This is a genomic window from Fictibacillus sp. BK138, from assembly GCF_004216955.1.
GTDB lineage: Bacteria > Bacillota > Bacilli > Bacillales > Fictibacillaceae > Fictibacillus.
Window position 1 is genome coordinate 1,793,935 of sequence record NZ_SGXL01000001.1, and the last position, 19,542, is coordinate 1,813,476.

Below are 19,542 nucleotides of genomic sequence, written 5' to 3' on the forward strand. Positions count from 1 at the left end.
ATAAATTAAGTACGCATTGGTCTTAAAATATTTGTCCGTTTTGATGCTCTCCAAATAATGAATAACAAAAGCAATACAGCTAAAGAGAAGCTTAAATTAGCAATGATATCTAGATCACCCATATGCCTTATACCAATACCGATAAACGCCCAAACGAAAACGAGCGGATAAATGAAATCATCCTTTTTAAAAGCAAAAACAATGGCTAATATCGTTCCAACTATAAGCATAGTAATCGTCCAAGTTTCTGAAGAAAGCCCGAAACCATTCCATCCCGAATATTTAAGTACAACGGAAGTATTAACGATAGTAGCTACACTTACCCATCCTAGATAGATTGAAAAAGGAGCCAGAACAAATCTTGGGCGATTCTCATCGCTTTGGATTTTTGAATAAATAATGATTAAAGAAAGCAGTAATCCTATCATTACAATAAGTGAGGAAATCAGTTTTTCATAGTGCCACACAAAAATCCAAAGGCAGTTAAATAAACAGCTAATAACAAACCAATAACCTATTTTTTTGAAAGCAGGTTGATTAATATGTTTAGGCATGGCTAGATAAAATACCCATATAGCCAGCAACGTATAGATTAATCCCCAAATCGAGAATACATATCCTGCTGGTGTAATAAGGACATTATACTTAGCTGACAGTGCACCTGTTGTATTCCCGTTTAACGGTAACGCGTTTGCCAGATAATTAACTAAAATAACTGCTCCTAGAGCCAATATATTACAATACGCTCTAAACTTTTCGGACATCTGTTGTACCTCCTAATAGGATCTCTTTAATCTTATATACCCCATTTAGAGATTGTTTATGAGAGGCTGTTTTTTTATACATTGTTGCTCTAGTAAGTAGTTGATTTCCACTCCAGTTGGCTCGCTTTCCATGGGGCGTGCGGTGAGCTTCCTGCCGCTACACGCCATTAGGAGTCTCACATTCAAAGAAGTTGTTGTGCTCCTGCGTCTAAAAGTAAATTCTGACGAAGTGTGTTCCTCGTCGGATGCCTTGCGAGAAGAATACTCAAGTAGGAGGCACGCTCGTCCCATAGGACAAGGAAGGCTTCGGCAGCGAAACATCTTACGAAGAAAATGTGACTTTCCATTTTCGAGGAGTCGGCAACCTTGCTCTTCAATCAACTTGCATAGGTAGAGAAAAGAATCATTCAAAAACAACAAGCTTTAGAAATGAGCCTTATGAGAAAAGGCAATCCTTATTTGGACTGCCTTTCCAGAAGGTTAATTGCTAAATGCCTGAGTGCCAATTTCTGCTTCACGTTTGAATAAGCGGCTGTAAACACCATGTTCTGATTCAAGCAGTGATTCATGTTTCCCGGTTTCAATCATTCTGCCGTTTTCAATAACGATAATGCGATTTGCAGCAAGGACCGTTGATAATCGATGTGAGATGATAAAAACAGTTTGCTTCAATTTTCTCTTGTTGATCGCTTCATTAACCTGAACCTCTGTAATAGGATCAAGTGCAGAACTTGCTTCATCCAGGATAAGAATAGCCGCATCCTTCACAAGAGCCCTGGCAAGAGACAATCTTTGTTTTTGACCGCCAGATAATAAACTTCCCCGCTCTCCTACCAATGTGTTTAAGCCTTCAGGCAGTGTTTGGATAAAATCTCCTAGACCGCTGTCATTTATTGCACTTAATAACTCTTCATCAGTAGCATCAGGCTTCGCTATCCGGAGATTATCAGCAAGTGAACCGTTCCGCAGCTGAACATCCTGTGAAACAATAGCGATCTGTGAACGAAGCCACCCAGCATTAATAGATGAAATATCTTTGCCATCTAAAAGAATAGAACCGCTGTCTGGTTCATATAGACGGAGTAATAAATCGACGATCGTAGATTTCCCGGAACCGCTAGGACCGACAAGTGCGATCGCTTCACCAGGCTGTACGATAAATGATAAGCCTTTAAGCACTTGTTCATCTTTTTCAGGATAGCCAAACGCTACATCCCTTAATTCAATCGACCCCACTACTTGAGGCAAGGTTATACCTTTTTCGGTTTCTGCATTTGAAGTCTTTTCGCTTAATAAAATCTCAGAACGATCGAGAGCTGGCCCGGTCCTTCTTACAGATAGCCAGTTTCTGAGCATTTTCTGCATTTCATTTGCAGCAATTGCAACAAGGCCAGCAGCTGTAAGCATCTCACCTGCAGTCAATCTATCATTCCAGATTAAATAAGCGCTCAGCCCATAAACAACCGCTAAACCAAGTCCATTATAACTCCCGATAACGACGATTGATTGCATACGTGCTTTTAATTCGTACCGAGATTCTTTTATGAACGATTTGCGGATTTCAGCAACACTTTGCACTTCTCCGTCAGAAACACCAAGAACTCTTGATAGGTGGATGCCTGTAACAGACTCACGAAGTCTTTCAAGATAACGAGATGCTTCTTTTCTGGCGTTTGCTGATGCTTGGCGTGTTCTTTGCCCCACTGCATTAGATGTTAAATAGAAGATAACCCCTAACACTACGCTTGTTATCATAAGGTATGGATGAATCCAAAGCAAAACGATGCTATAAAGGATTACTCCTTGAACGGAAGCCATGAAGGTAGAACCTTCCCATGCAAGGAAATTGTGTAGGGTATCAGGGTCGTCAGATACCCTTGCCATCATCTCCCCAGATTGATTGTTCTGGTAAAAAGAGAACGGCAAGATCTGCAGATGTTTAAACAAACGAAGTTTTTGCCAGTTCGTTACCGATTTAGCAACCTGGTGACAAAAGTATTCATCAATTACCATTAAGATTAAGTCAGCAACAGCTGCAAAGACGAGGAGCCACATTAATCCCCATAAAAGCTTATTAGACTCTCCAGGTAGGATTGTATCAACTAACCATCCAAGAGCCAGTGTTGGAATAAGCGCAGAGAAAACTTGGCTTACTGCAATGACAAAAGCATCTGCGAACACCCATTTTTTATGTGGTTTTAAAAAGGCAAGAACGCGCCTGCCGTCACGGTTTTTCGGTTTGGCCGCTAATTGGCTCATATCGCTCTCTCCTTTTCTAATTCACTGTATTGGGCCATATAGAGTTCATAGTACTGTCCTCTTTGTGCAAGAAGTTCCTCATGAGTTCCTTGTTCTGCAACAATGCCCTTATCCAAGAGCAAAATTTTGTCCGCTTCTCGAACTGTAACGAGACGGTGAGCAATGGTAATTGTTGTTCGGCCAGGGATAAGGTTCTCTAAAGCAGCTTGAACACGTTCTTCCGTTTCACCATCAAGAGAAGAAGTTGCTTCATCAAAGATTAATAGAGCTGGATGTCTTAAGATGGCCCTTGCTAAAGCAACACGTTGCCTTTGACCTCCTGATAGTTTAAGACCACGTTCTCCCACTATGGTTTCATATCCATTGGGGAGTGCAGCAATAAATTCCGTTAGTCCCGATGCTGCACATGCTGCATCTAAATCTTCCTGAGTCGCATTTTTTCTTCCATATAATAGATTCATGCGAAGTGTGTTGTTTAATAGAAAAGTTTCTTGTGACACAACTCCGACTTGCTGACGGAAAGAATTGCGGTTGTAATCAAATAGATTTTGCTGATCTACTTCGATGGTTCCTGCTTCAGGTTCGTATAGACCAAGCAGTAATTGTATAAGAGTTGATTTTCCCCCGCCGCTCGTTCCGACTATTCCTATGTGCTGACCGGATTTCATGCTAAGAGACACACCTTTAAGAACATATTCATCATTTCCAGGATAGCGGAACCATAGATTATTAACGTCTATATCCCCACGTATTGCGTTCATTTTTGGCAGGTTCTCTTCATGTTCAACCGGGAGGTCAAAATATTCATAGATTCGTTGCAGGGCAGGTATTGCCTGCTGGATGATTAATGCATTCTCTGCAAGAGAACGAATAGGGAAAAACATCGTAGGAATAAAGCCGAGACATGCTACGAGCGTCCCCACTGATATGGTATTGTTCCAAACAGCCATTCCTCCTACTAACATAACGACACCAGGTGTTGCAATATTGAATAGATTACCCAGTCTCCAGTTTACTTTACCGATCAAGGCAGCACGAATCGAATAGTTTTTCCAGTCCGTAAGTTTATTATCTTGTGTATGTACTTCTCGTTCTTGTGTTTGGAATGTACGAACAAGTCTTGTGGATTCGATACTTTCTTGAAGATGATGATAGATGTCAGCACGCATATCACGCTGCACTGCACTCATTTTTCTCATCGTATTTCCAAGTTTAAATGATGGGTATAAATAAATTGCGAATACACAGAACATAACGATCGCCACAGGCCAATATAGAGCAAATACTGCGATAAATGCAGCTACAGCACTGACCACCTGCTGGACAAATCGAGGTACAACAGTGTTATTCAAGTTTTGTACAGCTTCTACATCATGCGTAAGGCGATAAAGCATATCCCCGCGAGGCGTAGTCGTAAAGAATGACATAGGTGTACGATGCAATCGTCCAAAAGCTCTCATCTGCATATCAGTAATCACATCCAAGCCAATCTGAACCTGAATATATTCTTGAAGTGATTCGAAAACCACTTTAAATAAAAATGCAAACAGTACTCCTGCCACAAGCCAGCCGATCATATCTGTCATTTGATTTGGAAGCACTTCATCCACTAGCTTTCCGGCTAATATAGGAGGTATTACCGTAAAAGCACCTCCGATTAGTGAACAACCAAAAGCAAGCAGAAGCCCCCTCCAATAAGGTTTAAAATGCTTAAGTGTCTCTCTTAAAAGCTTCATATTTATTTCCCCCTCTCGCTCCTAAGCACTTTATTTTAAACCATTTTCTAAAAATTATCATTATTTTTACTTGTTATTTTTTTCAATATAAGAAAAATATATGAAGTATTTATTTAATCAATTATAAAAAAATTGATGGTATAAACTTTGTAGCTCTTTGAAAGTGGTTGATTTCCTCTCCAGGATGCTCGCTTTCCGTGGGGTGTGCGGTGAACCTCCTAGCGCAAGATTTATGTACAATGAAGCATTTGTGCTCCTGCGTCTACATGCAAATCCTGTCGATGTGGCTTCCTCGTCGCATGCCTTTCGAGATGATTATTCATGTAGCTTGCACGCTCCAATCAACTTATCTACGAAGAGAATTGAACAAAGTGCCTCCAGCAACAATTTTTTAGAGAAGAGCTTTTAAAGAGAAGAGCTAATTAATAATAGTTCCTATTCTTAAAAAGAAATAACGAACAAAAACAAAAAAAGACCAACACCAAAAGTCGCTTATATTGCAACTGTTTGGTATCGTCTTTTTGAGTGATTTTTGGGGTTTAAGGATTTACACGTTTTAGGGGTTTAGTGGCTGGGCCTTCTACTACTGCTCCATCGTAAGTAAAGCGGGATCCGTGACAAGGGCAGTCCCACGTTCTTTCACCGCTGTTCCATTCCACTTCACAGCCTAAATGTGTACACGTGGTATCAACAACGTGCAACTCACCATTAGCATCTCGATATGCTCCGCATCGTTTTCCGTCAACAGTTACTGCACCGCCTTCGTCCTTATTAAGGCTCCGAGGATTCTTAGACGGCTTGTCTAACTTTCCTGACACAAAATGCTTTGCTACATCGGAATTTTCTTTAACAAACTGCTTTATATCTGAAGGGTCTGCTTGAAAACGCTGTGGTTTATACAGATCGGCGAACTCGTTTTCTCTATCCATTATATGATCCCGGATGATATGGGCAGCTAGTGTACCAGTTGTCATCCCCCATTTTCTGAATCCGGTAGCTACAAAGATATGATCATGCTTGTGTGTTAACTTACCAATGAATGGAACTTTATCCAGTGTGATAAGATCTTGAGCTGACCAGCGGTACAATACTCTATCAAGGTTAAGTGATTTTTTTGCTTCTTTTAATAATGCTTCATAATGCTGATGTGTTGGAATTCCCTGTCCAGTCTGATGACTTTCACCGCCAACAAGAACTACATGTTCTCCATCTTGCAGAATGGATCTATACGATCTTACAGTTTCATCTACACTCAAATACATTCCATGAGGGAATTTATCTTTCGTTTTAACCGCTAAGACATAAGAACGTTCTGCCATCATCCTTGTAAAATAAAAACCCATTCCATCGAAAAACGGAAAATGTGTGCAGCAAGCTACAAAATTTCCTTTCACTTCATTTCCATTTTCTGTTTTTACGATTGCTTTTTTATCTTCCTTATCTTCCTGTATATCAGAAGCTGTTGTATTTTCGTAAATCTTTACACCAAGTGATTCCATTTCTTTTAATAGCGCAATCAAGTATTTAACAGGATGAAAATGTGCTTGGTTTTTCATTACAAGTGCTTTTTTATGAGGGATATCAAAAGGCATGTTTTCAGTTAGATCACCGTCAATCTCAAGCTGTTCATATGCTCGAGCTTCTTTTTGGAGTTTGTTTATTCCTTGTTCTGTATTCGCATAAAGATAAGCATCATGAGTTTCATAGTTACAGTGAATCCCATTTTTCTTTATGAAATTATGAATGAACTGACCTGCAGCATCGTTAGATTGATAATACATTTTTGCCCGTTCTAGCCCTAGATGAGAGATGAGACGGTCATAAATGACACCATGCTGAGATGTGATTTTTGCCGTTGTATGGCCTGTTGTTCCGTTCAAGACTTTTCCAGCTTCAAGTAATATTACTTGAAGTCCTTCTTTAGCTAGCAGATAAGCAGTTGTTATACCTGCGATTCCTCCGCCTACTACAACAACATCTGTGTGTTCATTTCCTTTTAATGCAGGATATTGGGGCAAATCGACATTATCCCTCCAAAGTGGTTCAGGGTATTGCGGCAAATTTTGTTCGAAACTATTCACGGAGTACCTCCTATATTTAAACAATGTTTTTATCCATTATTCCCAGTATGTGATAGTCACAACCCCAAAAAGAAAAAACAGGCTAAAATTTAGCCTGTTCCAAATTTACTTGATCATTCTTTTATCAAGAGCATAATCGTAATTTCCTGTATAGTTTTCGATCTTGCCATTATCCAGCCATATCGTTCTATTAAATAACTTATTCATAAAATAACGGTCATGTGTTACAGCCATTACGGTACCCTCAAATTCTTCTAAAGCTATTTCTAACGCTTCGCGTGAATCAATATCTAAATGATTCGTAGGTTCATCAAGTATAAGAAAATTAAACCCTTCATATACAAGTTGTGCGAGTCTTAACCTTGTTCTTTCGCCTCCACTTAGATCACTAGCCTTTTTATAAACAGAAGGACCATAGAATAAGAACTTTGCCAAGTGATGTCTGGCCTCGCCTTCTTCCATAGTTACTTTATCTCGAAAAATGTCAAGTACGGTCAAATCAGTTTCTGCTTCGAGTCCTTTTTGTGATAGATATCCAATCGAAACGGAGGATCCAAGCTTAACAGCACCAAAATCAAAATCGTTATGCTGCAGACAGTTTATTAATGTAGTTTTACCCGAACCGTTCTTACCGATGAGAGCAATCTTTTCTCCGTGCCTTACCTGAAGGTCAATATCTTCAAGAATCAAACGATCTTCGATTAACTTACTTGCTTGTTCTAAAACAACAACATCCTGACCGCTTCTTTTATTCACATTAAATTCAAAAGCTGCTTTTTTACGTTCAAGCTGTGGTCTTTTCATATTTTGAATACGTGCAAGTGCTTTTTCCATACTTCTCGCTCGTTTGAAGAACTTTTCATTTCCTGAACGCGCTCCCCAATCCCGCAATTGTTTGATTGATTCTTTTATTTTCCTTACTTTTTTTTGCAGTTCTTGATATTTCTCAAATTCCAGCAAGAGATTGTTTTCTTTTTCTTTTACAAATCCAGAGTAAGATTTGTGATATACGGTGCATTCCCCATCTTCGAAATCAATCGTCTTCCTAGTAACCTTATCCAAAAAATATCTGTCGTGACTGATAATTACTACTGCACCTTTGTATTTCTGCAAATAATTTTCCAGCCAGTTTATTGTATCAATGTCTAAATGATTAGTAGGTTCATCCAGCAGAAGAAGTTCTGGTTCTTGAAGAAGCAGACAAGCTAACCCCACTTTTGTTTGTTCACCACCACTTATTTGCTTAAATAGATGATTTGTAAGATGAGATATACCAAGCCCCACTAAAACACCATTTATTTTTGATTCTATTGCATAGCCGCCTAAATTCTCGTATTGTTCTTGAAGTTTATATAGTTTGTTTAAATTCTTTTCAAGCCGATCTCCTTGTGAAGGATCACTTAATTGCAGGTTTACTTCTTCGATCCTCTTTTCAATGTCTTTAATTTCTTGAAATGTTGCCGAGATAACCTCGTAAACTGTGGAATGAACATCATGATCAGACAGCTGGGCAAGGTATCCTACAGCTGCATCCTTTTTAATAAAAATTGAACCTGAGTCACTATGCTCCAAACCGCTTAACAGTTTAAATAAAGTTGTCTTTCCTGAACCATTTTGACCGACAATGCCAATTCGATCTTGTTCGTGTATTTCAAACGATATATTTTTAAGTATCTCATTTCCGCCGTACATTTTCTTTAGGTTTTGAACAGTGCATATAATCATTTTACATGTCTCCTTAAATCAAGTTATGCCACTGTCCTTTTTCAAAAAGGCACTTTTCTAAAAGACTGTTGCTACATTGATAGGTTGATTGGAGTGCAAGGTGCGAGACTCCTGCGGGACGAGTGGGACAGGTGAGACTCCTAAACGTGCAAAGCGCGAGGAGGCTCACCGCCCGCCCCGCGGAAAGCGAGCGACCTGGAACGTAAATCAACTACTTTCAAAACAACAAAGTTTGCGAAAACAGCCTTCAATAAAAAAACCATGAGCAAATAGTACCTGCCCATGGTTTTATCTTTAACATTGAAAAAGGAAAGGGTAAGGTTACTTATCGAAGTACAATATTTGAATAGCTGAATTTGGACAGACTCCACCAATTACGAAAAATCACATAAGTAATTGAACGAAAAACGACCAGCCAGCTAAACAGTTGTACACCTTTAAGCATTCCTTACACCTCCTTACATAGTTATGTAAAATAATTTCTATTTTATTATATGACAGAATTTTCAAATGTGCAAACAGGGAAAAAAGTTGCAGTAAATCGAAGAGAAAAGCAGGTATATTGCAATTTATAGCGAATTAGTTTTAAATATTTATATAATTCTGAAAAGGGTGTGTCTTATGAAAGTAAAATCTAATTATCTATCCAAATCCAAAGTAACATATGTAACAGAAAATATGTCAATTAGTGAAGCCCGTTATACAATCATTCAATCTGGATACCGCTGTATTCCAGTATTAGATGAAAAAGAACAAAAGTTTGTGGGCTTGCTTTTTAAGGAGACAACATCCGATTATATCATTGATAATGTAGGCTCTGTTAAAGACAATGTAAGCAGGGTTGTAGAAGAAACAGATGCCTTCATCCATGAAAATACAGCTTATTTTAAAGTGCTGTTCTCGATCCGCCGTCTTCCTTTCATGGCGGTTGTCGATGATGAACATAATTTCTTAGGAATTATTACTCATTCTAAAGTAATGGACATTTTGCAAGATTCATATGGAATTAAAAATGGCGGCTATTCTTTAACTGTCTCAACTACAGAAGGAAAAGGTTCGCTTAGAAAACTATTCACGGCCATCCATGAGGAATACAATATTGAAGGTGTGTTTACACAGGACGCTGGAAAGCAATTTTTGCGCAGAGTAGTCATCACATTTAATAAAAGTGTTACGCGCAAAGAAATCGATGAGTTGGTCCATCGTGTTGAGGCTAATGGATTTAAAGTAGCGGATATAGAAGACCTAAGAACTTTTGCGAAAGTTTAAATTGTAAACTAGCAATATTAAAATACGTTCCCGCCATCTGGGGGAACGTATTTTTTATGGTGATTTATTTAACTTCTTGCGGGACGGCTAACCCAAGTCCTTTTGCTATACGCGTGCCATAGTCTGGATCTGCTTTATAGAAATGCTGTATCTGGCGCAGTTTTATTTCATCATGCTCGACCGGTTTCATGGCGCCAACAATGGTTTCTACTAGCCGTAAACGTTCTTTCTCACTTAACAGGCGATATAAATCTCCAGGCTGTGTGTAGTGATCATGGTGATCATAGCCTACACTGTCCGCCACCCCTGTGACTGGAAATGCAGCTTGTTTACTTTCTTGAGATTCTTTAGGGCCACCGAAACTATTAGGCTCGTAATAAACAGATCCTCCCCCATTATTATCAAATCGCATTTGGCCATCTCGCTGATAATTATTTACCTCATGGCGTGGACGATTGATCGGCAGTGCTTGATGGTTTGCTCCTACACGATAACGATGTGCATCATGGTAAGCAAAAAGGCGTCCCTGAAGCATCTTATCAGGAGATACATCAATTCCTGGTACTAATGTTCCAGGTGAAAATGTAGCTTGTTCGACTTCTGCAAAATAGTTTTCCGGATTCTTATTTAAAACCATACGGCCTACTTCAATTAGAGGATAGTCTTTTTGTGACCAGACTTTTGTAACATCAAACGGATCGAACCGGTAAGTATTCACATCCTCTAGAGGCATAATCTGTACATAGAGTTTCCAAGCAGGAAAATCGCCATTTTCGATCGCATTGAAAAGATCTTCTGTATGATAATCAGGGTCTTCTCCAGCAATCTTTGCAGCTATTTCGTTTGACAGATTCTTTACGCCCTGTTCTGTCTTAAAGTGGTATTTTATCCAAACTCCATCACCTTCTGCATTAACCCATTTAAAGGTATGGCTTCCAAAGCCGTGCATATGGCGGAATGTCGCAGGAATACCACGGTCAGACATAAGGATCGTTACCTGATGAAGAGATTCAGGCGATAATGACCAAAAATCCCAGATTGCGTTCGGATTTTTTAAGTGTGTTTGAGGATGACGTTTTTGAGTATGAATAAAATCTGGAAACTTAATAGCATCTCGGATAAAGAAGACCGGTGTATTGTTACCAACAAGATCATAGTTTCCTTCTTCTGTATAAAATTTAACAGCAAATCCGCGGGGATCTCTCACTGTATCAGCAGAACCATTCTCTCCGGCAACTGTAGAAAACCTTACAAACAAGGGTGTTCTTTTCCCTACTTCAGATAAGAAGTTTGCTTTTGTATATTTTCTCACGTCATTCGTTACTTCAAAATACCCGTGAGCCCCAGCTCCTTTCGCATGTACAACACGCTCTGGAACACGCTCCCTATTAAAATGAGCTAGCTTTTCTAAAAGATGAACGTCCTGAATCAATGTTGGACCTCTTGATCCTGCTGTCATAGAATTCTGGTTGTCCCCTACAGGTGCTCCCCAGTTGGTAGTAAGATGTTTGTTTCCATTACTCAAACTAAATCACCTCATTATTTTATTAGTTTTCTTGTACAACTTTAATGATATCACTTCTCAATGGATAATCAATACTTTTTTATAATAATTCTAATATGAAAAATGTTATAATCTGTCGAATGGTAGAATATCATATACAAAAAACCAGCATCTGGGATAGATGCTGGTTTTCCGTAAACTATTTTGTTCTTGTAAGTAGTTGATTTCCTCTCCAATCAACTTTCCAGTGAGTCTATGGAAAATTAAATTAAAAGCATCAACCTTGCTAAAAGAGTGTTTTTCATTAATGAGCGGATAGGCGATTCAATTGATCAAAAAAAGATGGATATGAAACAGCTACAGCTTCACTTTGATCAAGTGAAGTTTCACCTTCTGCAACACAAGAGGCTATGCTTAACATCATTCCGATCCGGTGATCCCCATGACTTTGAACAGATGCCCCTTTTAAAGGTGTTTTACCATTAATGATCATACCATCTTCTGTAGCTTCTATTTCCGCTCCCATTTTTTTAAGCTCATTTACAACAGTTTCTATACGGTCTGTTTCTTTGACTCGTAATTCATGTGCATCTTGTATGATTGTTTGCCCTTCAGCCTGTGTGGCTGCCAGTGCAATAATCGGGATTTCATCGATTAACCTTGGAATGACATCCCCTTTAATAACAGTCCCCTTTAATGATGAAGTTTTAATGACAAGATCGCCATAGGGTTCAGAAGCTTCCTTATTAACATTTTGGTATGAAATCTGTGCTCCCATATCATTTAAAACATCTAAAATACCGGTACGGGTTGGGTTCAGTCCCACTTTTTGAAGCGTAATCATGCTGTCTGGAACTATAGCTCCAGCAACTAAGAAAAAGGCTGCAGAAGAAATGTCGCCAGGAACTTCAATATGTGTGCCTTTTAGCTGTTGTCCTCCTTCAATGGATACTGTTAATGCTTCTGACTTCACCTCAGCTCCAAAAGCTTCTAGCATCCGTTCGGTATGATCTCTTGATTTTAGAGGCTCAGTTACAGAAGTTGTTCCCTCACCTTCCAGACCTGCAAGAATAATAGCTGATTTTACTTGAGCACTTGCTATTGGAGAATGATAATGTATTCCTTTGGCGTTCCCTCCTTTTATGTGAAGAGGAACCTTATTTCCTGATTCATTGCCTTTGATTTCTGCACCCATCTGTTTCAATGGCTTTGTAACCCGATTCATCGGTCTTTTTGCAATAGAATCATCACCTGTAAGCACGGAAGTAAAAGGAGTGTTGGCAAGAATTCCTAGCATTAAACGGATGGTCGTCCCAGAGTTTCCAACATACAGATCTTCAGATGGCTGCCGCAACCCTGATATCCCTCTGCCTTCAACGGTTACATGTTCATCTTTCTGGACAATGTTAACACCTAGCTTTTTAAAACAAGAGATTGTACTAAGACAATCTTCACCAGTTAAGAAACCATTTATAGTTGTCTTTCCTTCTGCTATAGAACCAAACATGACTGCTCTATGAGAAATGGATTTATCACCTGGCACTTTGATTTTTCCATTTAAGCTTTGAATAGGCATGAATTGTTTTTTCATAAAAAGTGCCTCCTTTATACTGTGATATGAGTTAAATAGTTTTCTTGATGTAATAGCTGTTGTGCCTGATCCCGATCATTTTCGTTTTGAAAACTTAACCTCAGCACCCCATTAAGACCTTCTCTTACTTCCAGAATGGTAATATTTATGATGCTGATCTGGGATTCTGCTAAGAGTGTTGTAACTCTAGACAAAGCACCTGCTGTATCTAAAATGTCTACGTATAAATCGGAAAACGCCTGTATAGCACCTTTGGAACGAACCGGGAGCCCATCACGAAATAATTTTGCTCCATTAAAGTAGTCAAACAATTGATCTTGATCACCATTTTCTACAAAGCTGATAACTTGATCCATCTCTTCTTTCCACTCTGTTAAAAGTGATAATAAATGGTTTTTGTTTTGGCTGACAATATCACTCCACATTTTTGGAGAGCTTGATGCAATGCGCGTTATATCACGAAAGCCCCCGGCTGCGAGCTGCTGAACTAGCGGATTGTCATTGGCATGTTTTTGTGCAAGTCTTACGAGACTCGATGCAATGAGATGAGGAAAATGGCTTACAATACCAGTAAGAAAATCATGTTCATTTGGTTCAGCCACTATAAATTTTGCATGCGTTCCTTTTAGCCAGTCCTTCGCTTCTTCAATTTTTGCTGCAGAAGCAATAGAACTAGGTGTTAAGATATAAAATGCATTTTCTAATAAATGTGGTCGAGCACTTTCTACACCGGTTTTATGTGACCCTGCCATAGGATGGCCGCCGATAAAAACAATGTCATTTTCAGCGAGCTTTTCAGCCTTTTTCATTATGGTGTTCTTCGTGCTTCCGACATCCATTACGAGAGCTTTAATTCCTGTTTTTATGGAAGATAATTGATCCATAATGTTCAATGTTGCTTCAACTGGCGTAGCGATTATGATAAGGTCAGCGTCGGCTGCATCTTGTTGCAAATCATTTGCGACTCTGTCAATGACTCCTAATTTTACTGCTGTCTCGCAATTAGCAGTCTGGACGTCATATCCTGTGATAACCGCTTCATGTTCATTTTTTATTGTTAAAGCGATCGATCCGCCAATCAATCCGACTCCTATCAGCAAGACGTTCTTCATGTGCAGGCTCCTTTGGGGTTAATTCTCTTTTAAGAAATCAGTTAATTTTTCTTCTAAATCGATAGCTTGGTAAGGAGCTAAATAAGGGTGTCCTGTTTGTTCTAGAAGCACCATGTTAATAGTTCCTCCTGCAGCTTTCTTATCTTTTTTCATTCGGTTGATAAGAGATGGTACGGAAAGATTCTTTGGTATTGGTGGAAACCCAAGGTCATGTAGCCATTTTTTGAGATCTTTCCCCAGCTGTATGGTTTCTTCTTTAAGTGATAAAGCGAACAGCATACCATGTGCTACCGCCTCACCATGTGTGATACCTTTGTATTGGAGCTCCCCTTCAATGGCATGTCCGAGAGTGTGTCCAAAATTCAAAAAAGCTCTCATGCCCTTTTCTCTCTCATCCTGTGATACTACTTCGTTCTTAATCTCAATTCCTCTAGTAAGGCAGTTTAACAGGAGTTCGTCTTTTAGATCATCCAAACTTGTTATATTTTTGCGAAGATAATCATAGAAGCTACGATCTGCTATTAACGCATGCTTGATCACTTCTGCAAATCCAGATCTTATTTCGTTTCGAGGTAGAGTTGATAGAAAATCTGTTGAATAGATTACGGCTTCTGGCTGGTGAAAAACACCTATCATGTTTTTGCCTTGAGGATGGTTGATCCCTGTCTTTCCTCCTACTGCACTATCATGAGCAAGAATGGTAGTTGGTATTTGAATAAAACGAATGCCTCTCATATAGGTCCCAGCGACAAAGCCAGCGATGTCACCGATCATTCCACCGCCTAGTGCTAGAATTACAGATGTCCTGTCAAGTCCTTTCTCTAGCGCAAAACTTTGGCAGGCGTAATAGTTTTCAAAAGATTTCTGACTATCGCCCGGCTTGATTTGAAAGGTTTCATATGAAAAATTTTGATCCAGTTCTGCTTGAACATCGTTAAGATATAAATCTCCTACATGATGATCCGTGATGATCAGCAGACTTTTTGGTGCAGGTGTTAAGGATTGTAAAACTCTGCCTAGTTTAGTAATCGCTCTTTCACCTACATAAACGGGATAGTTTTTAGAAGGCGTCGTGATATTGAATTGCTCCATTTAAAACACCCTTGCACGTTCTTGATGCTGAACGATATTCTTCTTGATCACTTCCATATTATCCTGACCGAATTGCTGTACGAGTGCGCTTGCGAGTTCCCATGCTACTACAGATTCTGCAACGACACTTGCTGCTGGAACCGCACAGCTGTCAGATCGCTCGATGCTTGCAGCGAATGCTTCTTTCGTTTCTATATCAACACTTTGCAGGGGCTTATATAATGTCGGAATCGGCTTCATCACTCCCCGGACTACAACGGGCATTCCTGTTGTCATTCCTCCTTCAAATCCCCCGGCATTATTCGTTTTGCGAGTGTATCCATTCTCGATATCCCATTGAATTTCGTCATGTACTTCACTGCCTGGTTTTCTTGCTGCTTCAAAACCGATGCCGATCTCAGCACCTTTAAATGCATTAATACTCATGATTGCTGCAGCAAGTTTTGCATCTAGTTTGTTGTCATAATGCGTGTAGCTTCCTACAGCAACAGGCATCCCCTCAGCAATAACTTCTACGATGCCGCCAATTGAATCACCGTTTTCTTTTGCGTGGTCAATGGCATTCATCATCTCTTTTTCTGCCGTTTTATCTAAACATCTAACTGGAGATGCCTCTGTTTTTTCACGAAGTTCGTTAAGTGTTTCATATGTTGTTTGATCTGCTCTGACGCCGCCGATTTCTAGCACATGGCCACCAACTTCAACACCTAGCTCTTTTAGGAGTTTTTTCGCCACAGCTCCTGCCGCTACACGTACAGTTGTTTCCCGGGCTGAAGATCGTTCGAGCACGTTTCTCATATCTCGATGGTTGTACTTAATAGCTCCGTTGAGATCAGCGTGTCCAGGACGTGGTCTTGAAATGACACGTTTAACTTCAGCATTTTCATCTTCAAGCGGATCAGCACCCATGATTTTTGTCCAATGGGTAAAATCCTTGTTCTCAACGACTAATGTGATTGGTGAACCAAGCGTTATACCGTGTCTTACACCGCTAAGAATCTGTACCTGATCTCTTTCAATCTGCATGCGGCGTCCTCTGCCATGTCCTTTTTGTCTTCTTGAAAGTTCTTCGTTTATGTCTTCAGCTAAAAGAGGAAGACCGGCTGGTACACCCTCTATTATCGTTGTAAGCTGCGGTCCGTGTGATTCACCGGCTGTTAAATATCTCATAATTCATTCCTCCAATGTGCTGTTTGCTAATTTTTTGTACAAAAAAATCCCTGCTAATAAGCAGGGACGAATTAATCGCGATACCACCCTGACAGCAAAGATCAATCTCTGCCACCTTCATTGTCATAACGGAAAAGTCCGGCTTTTATAAAAAAGCATGCTCAAGAATTGTAATTCGCGAAAGGTTTTGTACTGATTCGCACCACCATCAGCTCTCTAAAACAGGGAACCATTTCACTACTCGTTTTCTTTCATAGCGATTTGTTTTATAAAGTTATAGACAGTTTTAACACGTTGAAGCGCTGTTGTAAAGGGAATTCATTCATTTTTCTTAAAATTTACATTACCTTCATCTAATAGTCAACTTACTAAAATGAACATTCAGAAATTTAATAAAACTTTTTTTGGAAAAGCTCTTGACTTTCTTTTCAAATCCATTTAAAGTTACAAACAATACTTTATGAGACACACGCTTTAAAGCGCGAAAGTGTCCGGTGTGATAATAAATGACAAATAGCCTATTAGCGGCCGCGATATAGGAAATGTGGAGAAGTACAAACAATTGGGGAGGAACCGCCGATGTCAAACGAATTAGAAGTGTTACGCAAAGAAGTTGATGAGATTTCATTAAAAATTTTAGAACTGTTAAATGAACGCGGCAATGTCGCGCAGAAGATTGGAAAGTTAAAAGAAACGCAAGGTGTGAAGCGTTTTGATCCAGTCAGAGAGAGAAACCTTTTAGATTTGATTGCTTCCCATAACGATGGACCATTCGAAACCTCTACTGTGCAGCATATCTTCAAACAAATTTTCAAGGCAAGTTTAGAGCTGCAAAAAGATGATAATAGAAAAGCATTGCTAGTATCTCGTAAAAAGAAGCCGGAAGATACAATTGTAAATGTAAAAGGTGAAAAAATTGGTGATGGAAACCCTCATTTCATCATGGGTCCTTGTGCGGTTGAAAGCTATGAACAAGTGAAGCAAGTTGCCGAGGTAATCGCTGAAAAAGGATTAACATTAATTCGGGGCGGTGCATTCAAGCCGCGTACCTCCCCTTACGATTTCCAAGGACTAGGTCTGGAAGGACTAAAGATTCTGCGTAAAGCTGCCGATGAACACCAGCTCGCTGTAGTAAGTGAGATCCTGAATCCGAATGACATTGAAATGGCATTGGATTATGTTGATGTTATCCAAATCGGTGCACGTAACATGCAGAACTTCGATTTATTAAAAGCTGCAGGTTCGGTCAACAAACCGGTTCTCCTAAAACGCGGGTTAGCTGCCACAATTGAAGAGTTCATGTACGCTGCTGAATACATCCTAGCTCAAGGTAACAGCCAGGTAATCCTCTGCGAGCGAGGTATCCGTACTTACGAGCGTGCAACGCGTAACACGCTGGACATCTCTGCTGTACCGATCTTGAAAAAAGAAACACATTTACCGGTTGTTGTAGATGTGACACATTCTACAGGGCGTAAGGACCTCCTCTTGCCTGCCGCTAAAGCAGCTATGGCAATCGGTGCAGATGCTGTAATGGCTGAAGTACACCCAGATCCAGCAGTCGCACTATCCGACTCAGCCCAGCAGATGAACATTCCTGAATTCCATGAATTCATGGATGCCCTTTTAAATAAGGAAAAAGTAAAGATTCATTCCTAATATAATAGCAAAAGCCTGGCTCAAGGAGTCAGGCTTTCTTTATGCAGTTTTTACTATTGTTCAACCTTCAAAGTATTCTTTATAATACCCGCCGATTTTTCCAGTGTTATCAATAACAAAATAAAACTCTTCTGTTTCGTTTTTCAATTCGTACATCTTTCCGCCTGTTAAAGCTCTGTCTACCATATATTTTTCGGCATTCGTGTGTACACATTTAATTTCTCGAATTGTTGGTCTTGTAGCCCAATCTAAGTGAATCATCTTAAATTCTCTCCTTTAAATATGGATGCGGCAAATAAAGCTTTCTTCCTTAAATGATAATGGTGCAGAAGGAATAATGTCAAATTCATCTTTTCACGAGGGGCTTCCCTAGTCTTTCATTATTTTTATCGTTAAAATAAATAGGAACAAAACATATATGGATGGTGGAGAAAATCATGAAAGCATTAGTGTTTGAAAAGTTTGGCGGTCCAGACGTCTTAGATTATCGTGAAATAGATGATCCTGTTATTGGTCCAGATGAAATCTTGCTTGAAATGAAAGCGATCGGTTTAAATTTTGCAGATGTATATAGAAGAAAAGGAAATTATCATCTTGAAGGACAGCCTCCTTATATATTAGGTTATGAAGGCGCGGGAATTGTAAAAAGTATCGGGGATAATGTGCATGATGTTAAGGTTGGAGACCGGATTGCATTTGCCGACGTCCCTGCTGCAAACGCAGAATTAGTCGCTGTTCCAAAGGATAAGGCGATACCCATTCCCGATGATGTTTCGTTTGAATCAGCTGCCTCTCTTCTATTGCAAGGTCTTACAGCTCATTATTTAACGAAAGACAGTTATTCTATTAAAAAAGGTGATGTCGCCCTGGTTCATGCTGTTGCAGGCGGTGTTGGACAGCTGTTGATCCAGATTATTAACCTGCTCGGAGGAACAGCAATAGGCTTAACCTCCTCTGAAGAAAAACGGCAAGTTGCCATATCTGCTGGTGCCGAATCTGTATTTTTATATAATGACAACTGGAAAGATTCAGTTGTGCAGATGACATCAGGTAAAGGTGTAGATGTTGTCTATGAATCTGTAGGTTCAACAATAATAGATAGTTTTGAAGTAACTCGTGTTGGCGGAACGGTTGTGTTTTTCGGGATGGCAGGCGGTGATCCTGTAAAGATCGATCCTCGCATGCTGATGGATACATCCAAAACATTAACTGGCGGAGACTTGTGGAACGTACTTACTTCCAGCGAAGAACGCGTTACCCGTTCCGGTGAATTGTTTGAATGGATTGCTGAAGGTAAAGTGACAATTTTAAAAACTGTCTTTCCTTTAAGTGAAGGTAGAAAAGCACATGAGTTTATTGAAAGCAGAAAAAGTACCGGAAAGCTTTTGTTGATTCCTTAAATGAGATAAAAACATGGATGGCGGCTGTCTTGACCGTCTTTTTTGTAGTTTAGTTGCATAATGCAAATGATTATATTAGAGGTATTTGTGTAGTGCAACTTATTGTATTTGTAATATACAACTATCGATTATTTTATCAAAATAAGTACTTTCAACCGATAATTTTTTTCTGCTCTGTTA

Annotated in this window: 14 protein-coding genes and 1 other annotated feature; of the genes, 3 read left to right on the forward strand and 11 right to left on the reverse strand. The window is 39.5% G+C overall.

Annotation, left to right across the window (positions count from 1 at the left end; translation table 11 throughout):
• Positions 1 to 5 precede the first annotated feature (5 nt).
• The 5 genes from EV282_RS08880 to abc-f all read right to left on the reverse strand — a co-directional run bounded on the left by EV282_RS08880 (position 6) and on the right by abc-f (position 8,565).
• Entirely contained in the window at positions 6 to 764 is a 759-nt protein-coding gene (locus EV282_RS08880) for a tryptophan-rich sensory protein (RefSeq protein WP_130295499.1), read from the reverse strand.
• A 480-nt stretch (positions 765 to 1,244) separates the two neighbouring features.
• Entirely contained in the window at positions 1,245 to 3,023 is a 1,779-nt protein-coding gene (locus tag EV282_RS08885; RefSeq protein ID WP_130295500.1) for an ABC transporter ATP-binding protein, read from the reverse strand.
• The gene (locus EV282_RS08890; protein ID WP_130295501.1) at positions 3,020 to 4,759 is read right to left on the reverse strand and encodes an ABC transporter ATP-binding protein; all 1,740 of its coding nucleotides are present in this window, start codon (positions 4,757 to 4,759) and stop codon (positions 3,020 to 3,022) included. The genes EV282_RS08885 and EV282_RS08890 overlap by 4 nt, the downstream gene beginning before the upstream one ends.
• A gap of 539 nt (positions 4,760 to 5,298) precedes the next feature.
• A complete protein-coding gene (locus EV282_RS08895; protein ID WP_130295502.1) occupies positions 5,299 to 6,840 on the reverse strand; it encodes an FAD-dependent oxidoreductase in 1,542 nt (513 codons plus the stop codon).
• 105 nt (positions 6,841 to 6,945) lie between these two features.
• Entirely contained in the window at positions 6,946 to 8,565 is a 1,620-nt protein-coding gene (abc-f, locus tag EV282_RS08900; protein ID WP_130295503.1) for a ribosomal protection-like ABC-F family protein, read from the reverse strand.
• A 621-nt stretch (positions 8,566 to 9,186) separates the two neighbouring features.
• Between abc-f and cbpA the strand changes: the two genes are divergently transcribed.
• On the forward strand, positions 9,187 to 9,834 hold the full coding sequence (gene cbpA, locus EV282_RS08905) for a cyclic di-AMP binding protein CbpA (protein WP_130295504.1): 648 nt from the start codon (positions 9,187 to 9,189) through the stop codon (positions 9,832 to 9,834).
• A gap of 64 nt (positions 9,835 to 9,898) precedes the next feature.
• Here the strand turns inward: cbpA and katA are convergent, their stop codons facing one another.
• The 5 genes from katA to aroC all read right to left on the reverse strand — a co-directional run bounded on the left by katA (position 9,899) and on the right by aroC (position 16,303).
• Complete coding sequence (katA, locus tag EV282_RS08910; RefSeq protein ID WP_130295505.1) at positions 9,899 to 11,359, reverse strand: catalase KatA; 1,461 nt, start codon at positions 11,357 to 11,359, stop codon at positions 9,899 to 9,901.
• A gap of 283 nt (positions 11,360 to 11,642) precedes the next feature.
• Positions 11,643 to 12,929, reverse strand: a complete 1,287-nt coding sequence (gene aroA / locus EV282_RS08915; protein WP_242611845.1) for a 3-phosphoshikimate 1-carboxyvinyltransferase — start codon at positions 12,927 to 12,929, stop codon at positions 11,643 to 11,645.
• A 14-nt stretch (positions 12,930 to 12,943) separates the two neighbouring features.
• Positions 12,944 to 14,041, reverse strand: coding sequence for a prephenate dehydrogenase (locus EV282_RS08920; RefSeq protein ID WP_130295506.1), 1,098 nt, complete (start codon positions 14,039 to 14,041; stop codon positions 12,944 to 12,946).
• A gap of 18 nt (positions 14,042 to 14,059) precedes the next feature.
• Entirely contained in the window at positions 14,060 to 15,133 is a 1,074-nt protein-coding gene (gene aroB / locus EV282_RS08925) for a 3-dehydroquinate synthase (protein WP_130295507.1), read from the reverse strand.
• The gene (gene aroC / locus EV282_RS08930) at positions 15,134 to 16,303 is read right to left on the reverse strand and encodes a chorismate synthase (RefSeq protein WP_130295508.1); all 1,170 of its coding nucleotides are present in this window, start codon (positions 16,301 to 16,303) and stop codon (positions 15,134 to 15,136) included. It lies immediately after the preceding gene.
• Positions 16,304 to 16,362: 59 nt separating this feature from the next.
• Positions 16,363 to 16,567: a binding site (T-box leader), on the reverse strand.
• Positions 16,568 to 16,882: 315 nt separating this feature from the next.
• Between aroC and EV282_RS08935 the strand changes: the two genes are divergently transcribed.
• On the forward strand, positions 16,883 to 17,962 hold the full coding sequence (locus EV282_RS08935; RefSeq protein ID WP_130295509.1) for a bifunctional 3-deoxy-7-phosphoheptulonate synthase/chorismate mutase: 1,080 nt from the start codon (positions 16,883 to 16,885) through the stop codon (positions 17,960 to 17,962).
• A gap of 60 nt (positions 17,963 to 18,022) precedes the next feature.
• Here EV282_RS08935 and EV282_RS08940 read toward each other — a convergent pair whose 3' ends face one another.
• Positions 18,023 to 18,223 carry a DUF6501 family protein gene (locus EV282_RS08940; protein ID WP_066290020.1) on the reverse strand — a complete coding sequence of 67 codons (201 nt, stop codon included), beginning with the start codon at positions 18,221 to 18,223 and terminating at the stop codon, positions 18,023 to 18,025.
• A gap of 176 nt (positions 18,224 to 18,399) precedes the next feature.
• Here EV282_RS08940 and EV282_RS08945 point away from each other — a divergent pair, with 176 nt between their 5' ends.
• Complete coding sequence (locus EV282_RS08945; RefSeq protein ID WP_130295510.1) at positions 18,400 to 19,362, forward strand: quinone oxidoreductase family protein; 963 nt, start codon at positions 18,400 to 18,402, stop codon at positions 19,360 to 19,362.
• The last annotated feature ends 180 nt before the right edge of the window (positions 19,363 to 19,542 follow it).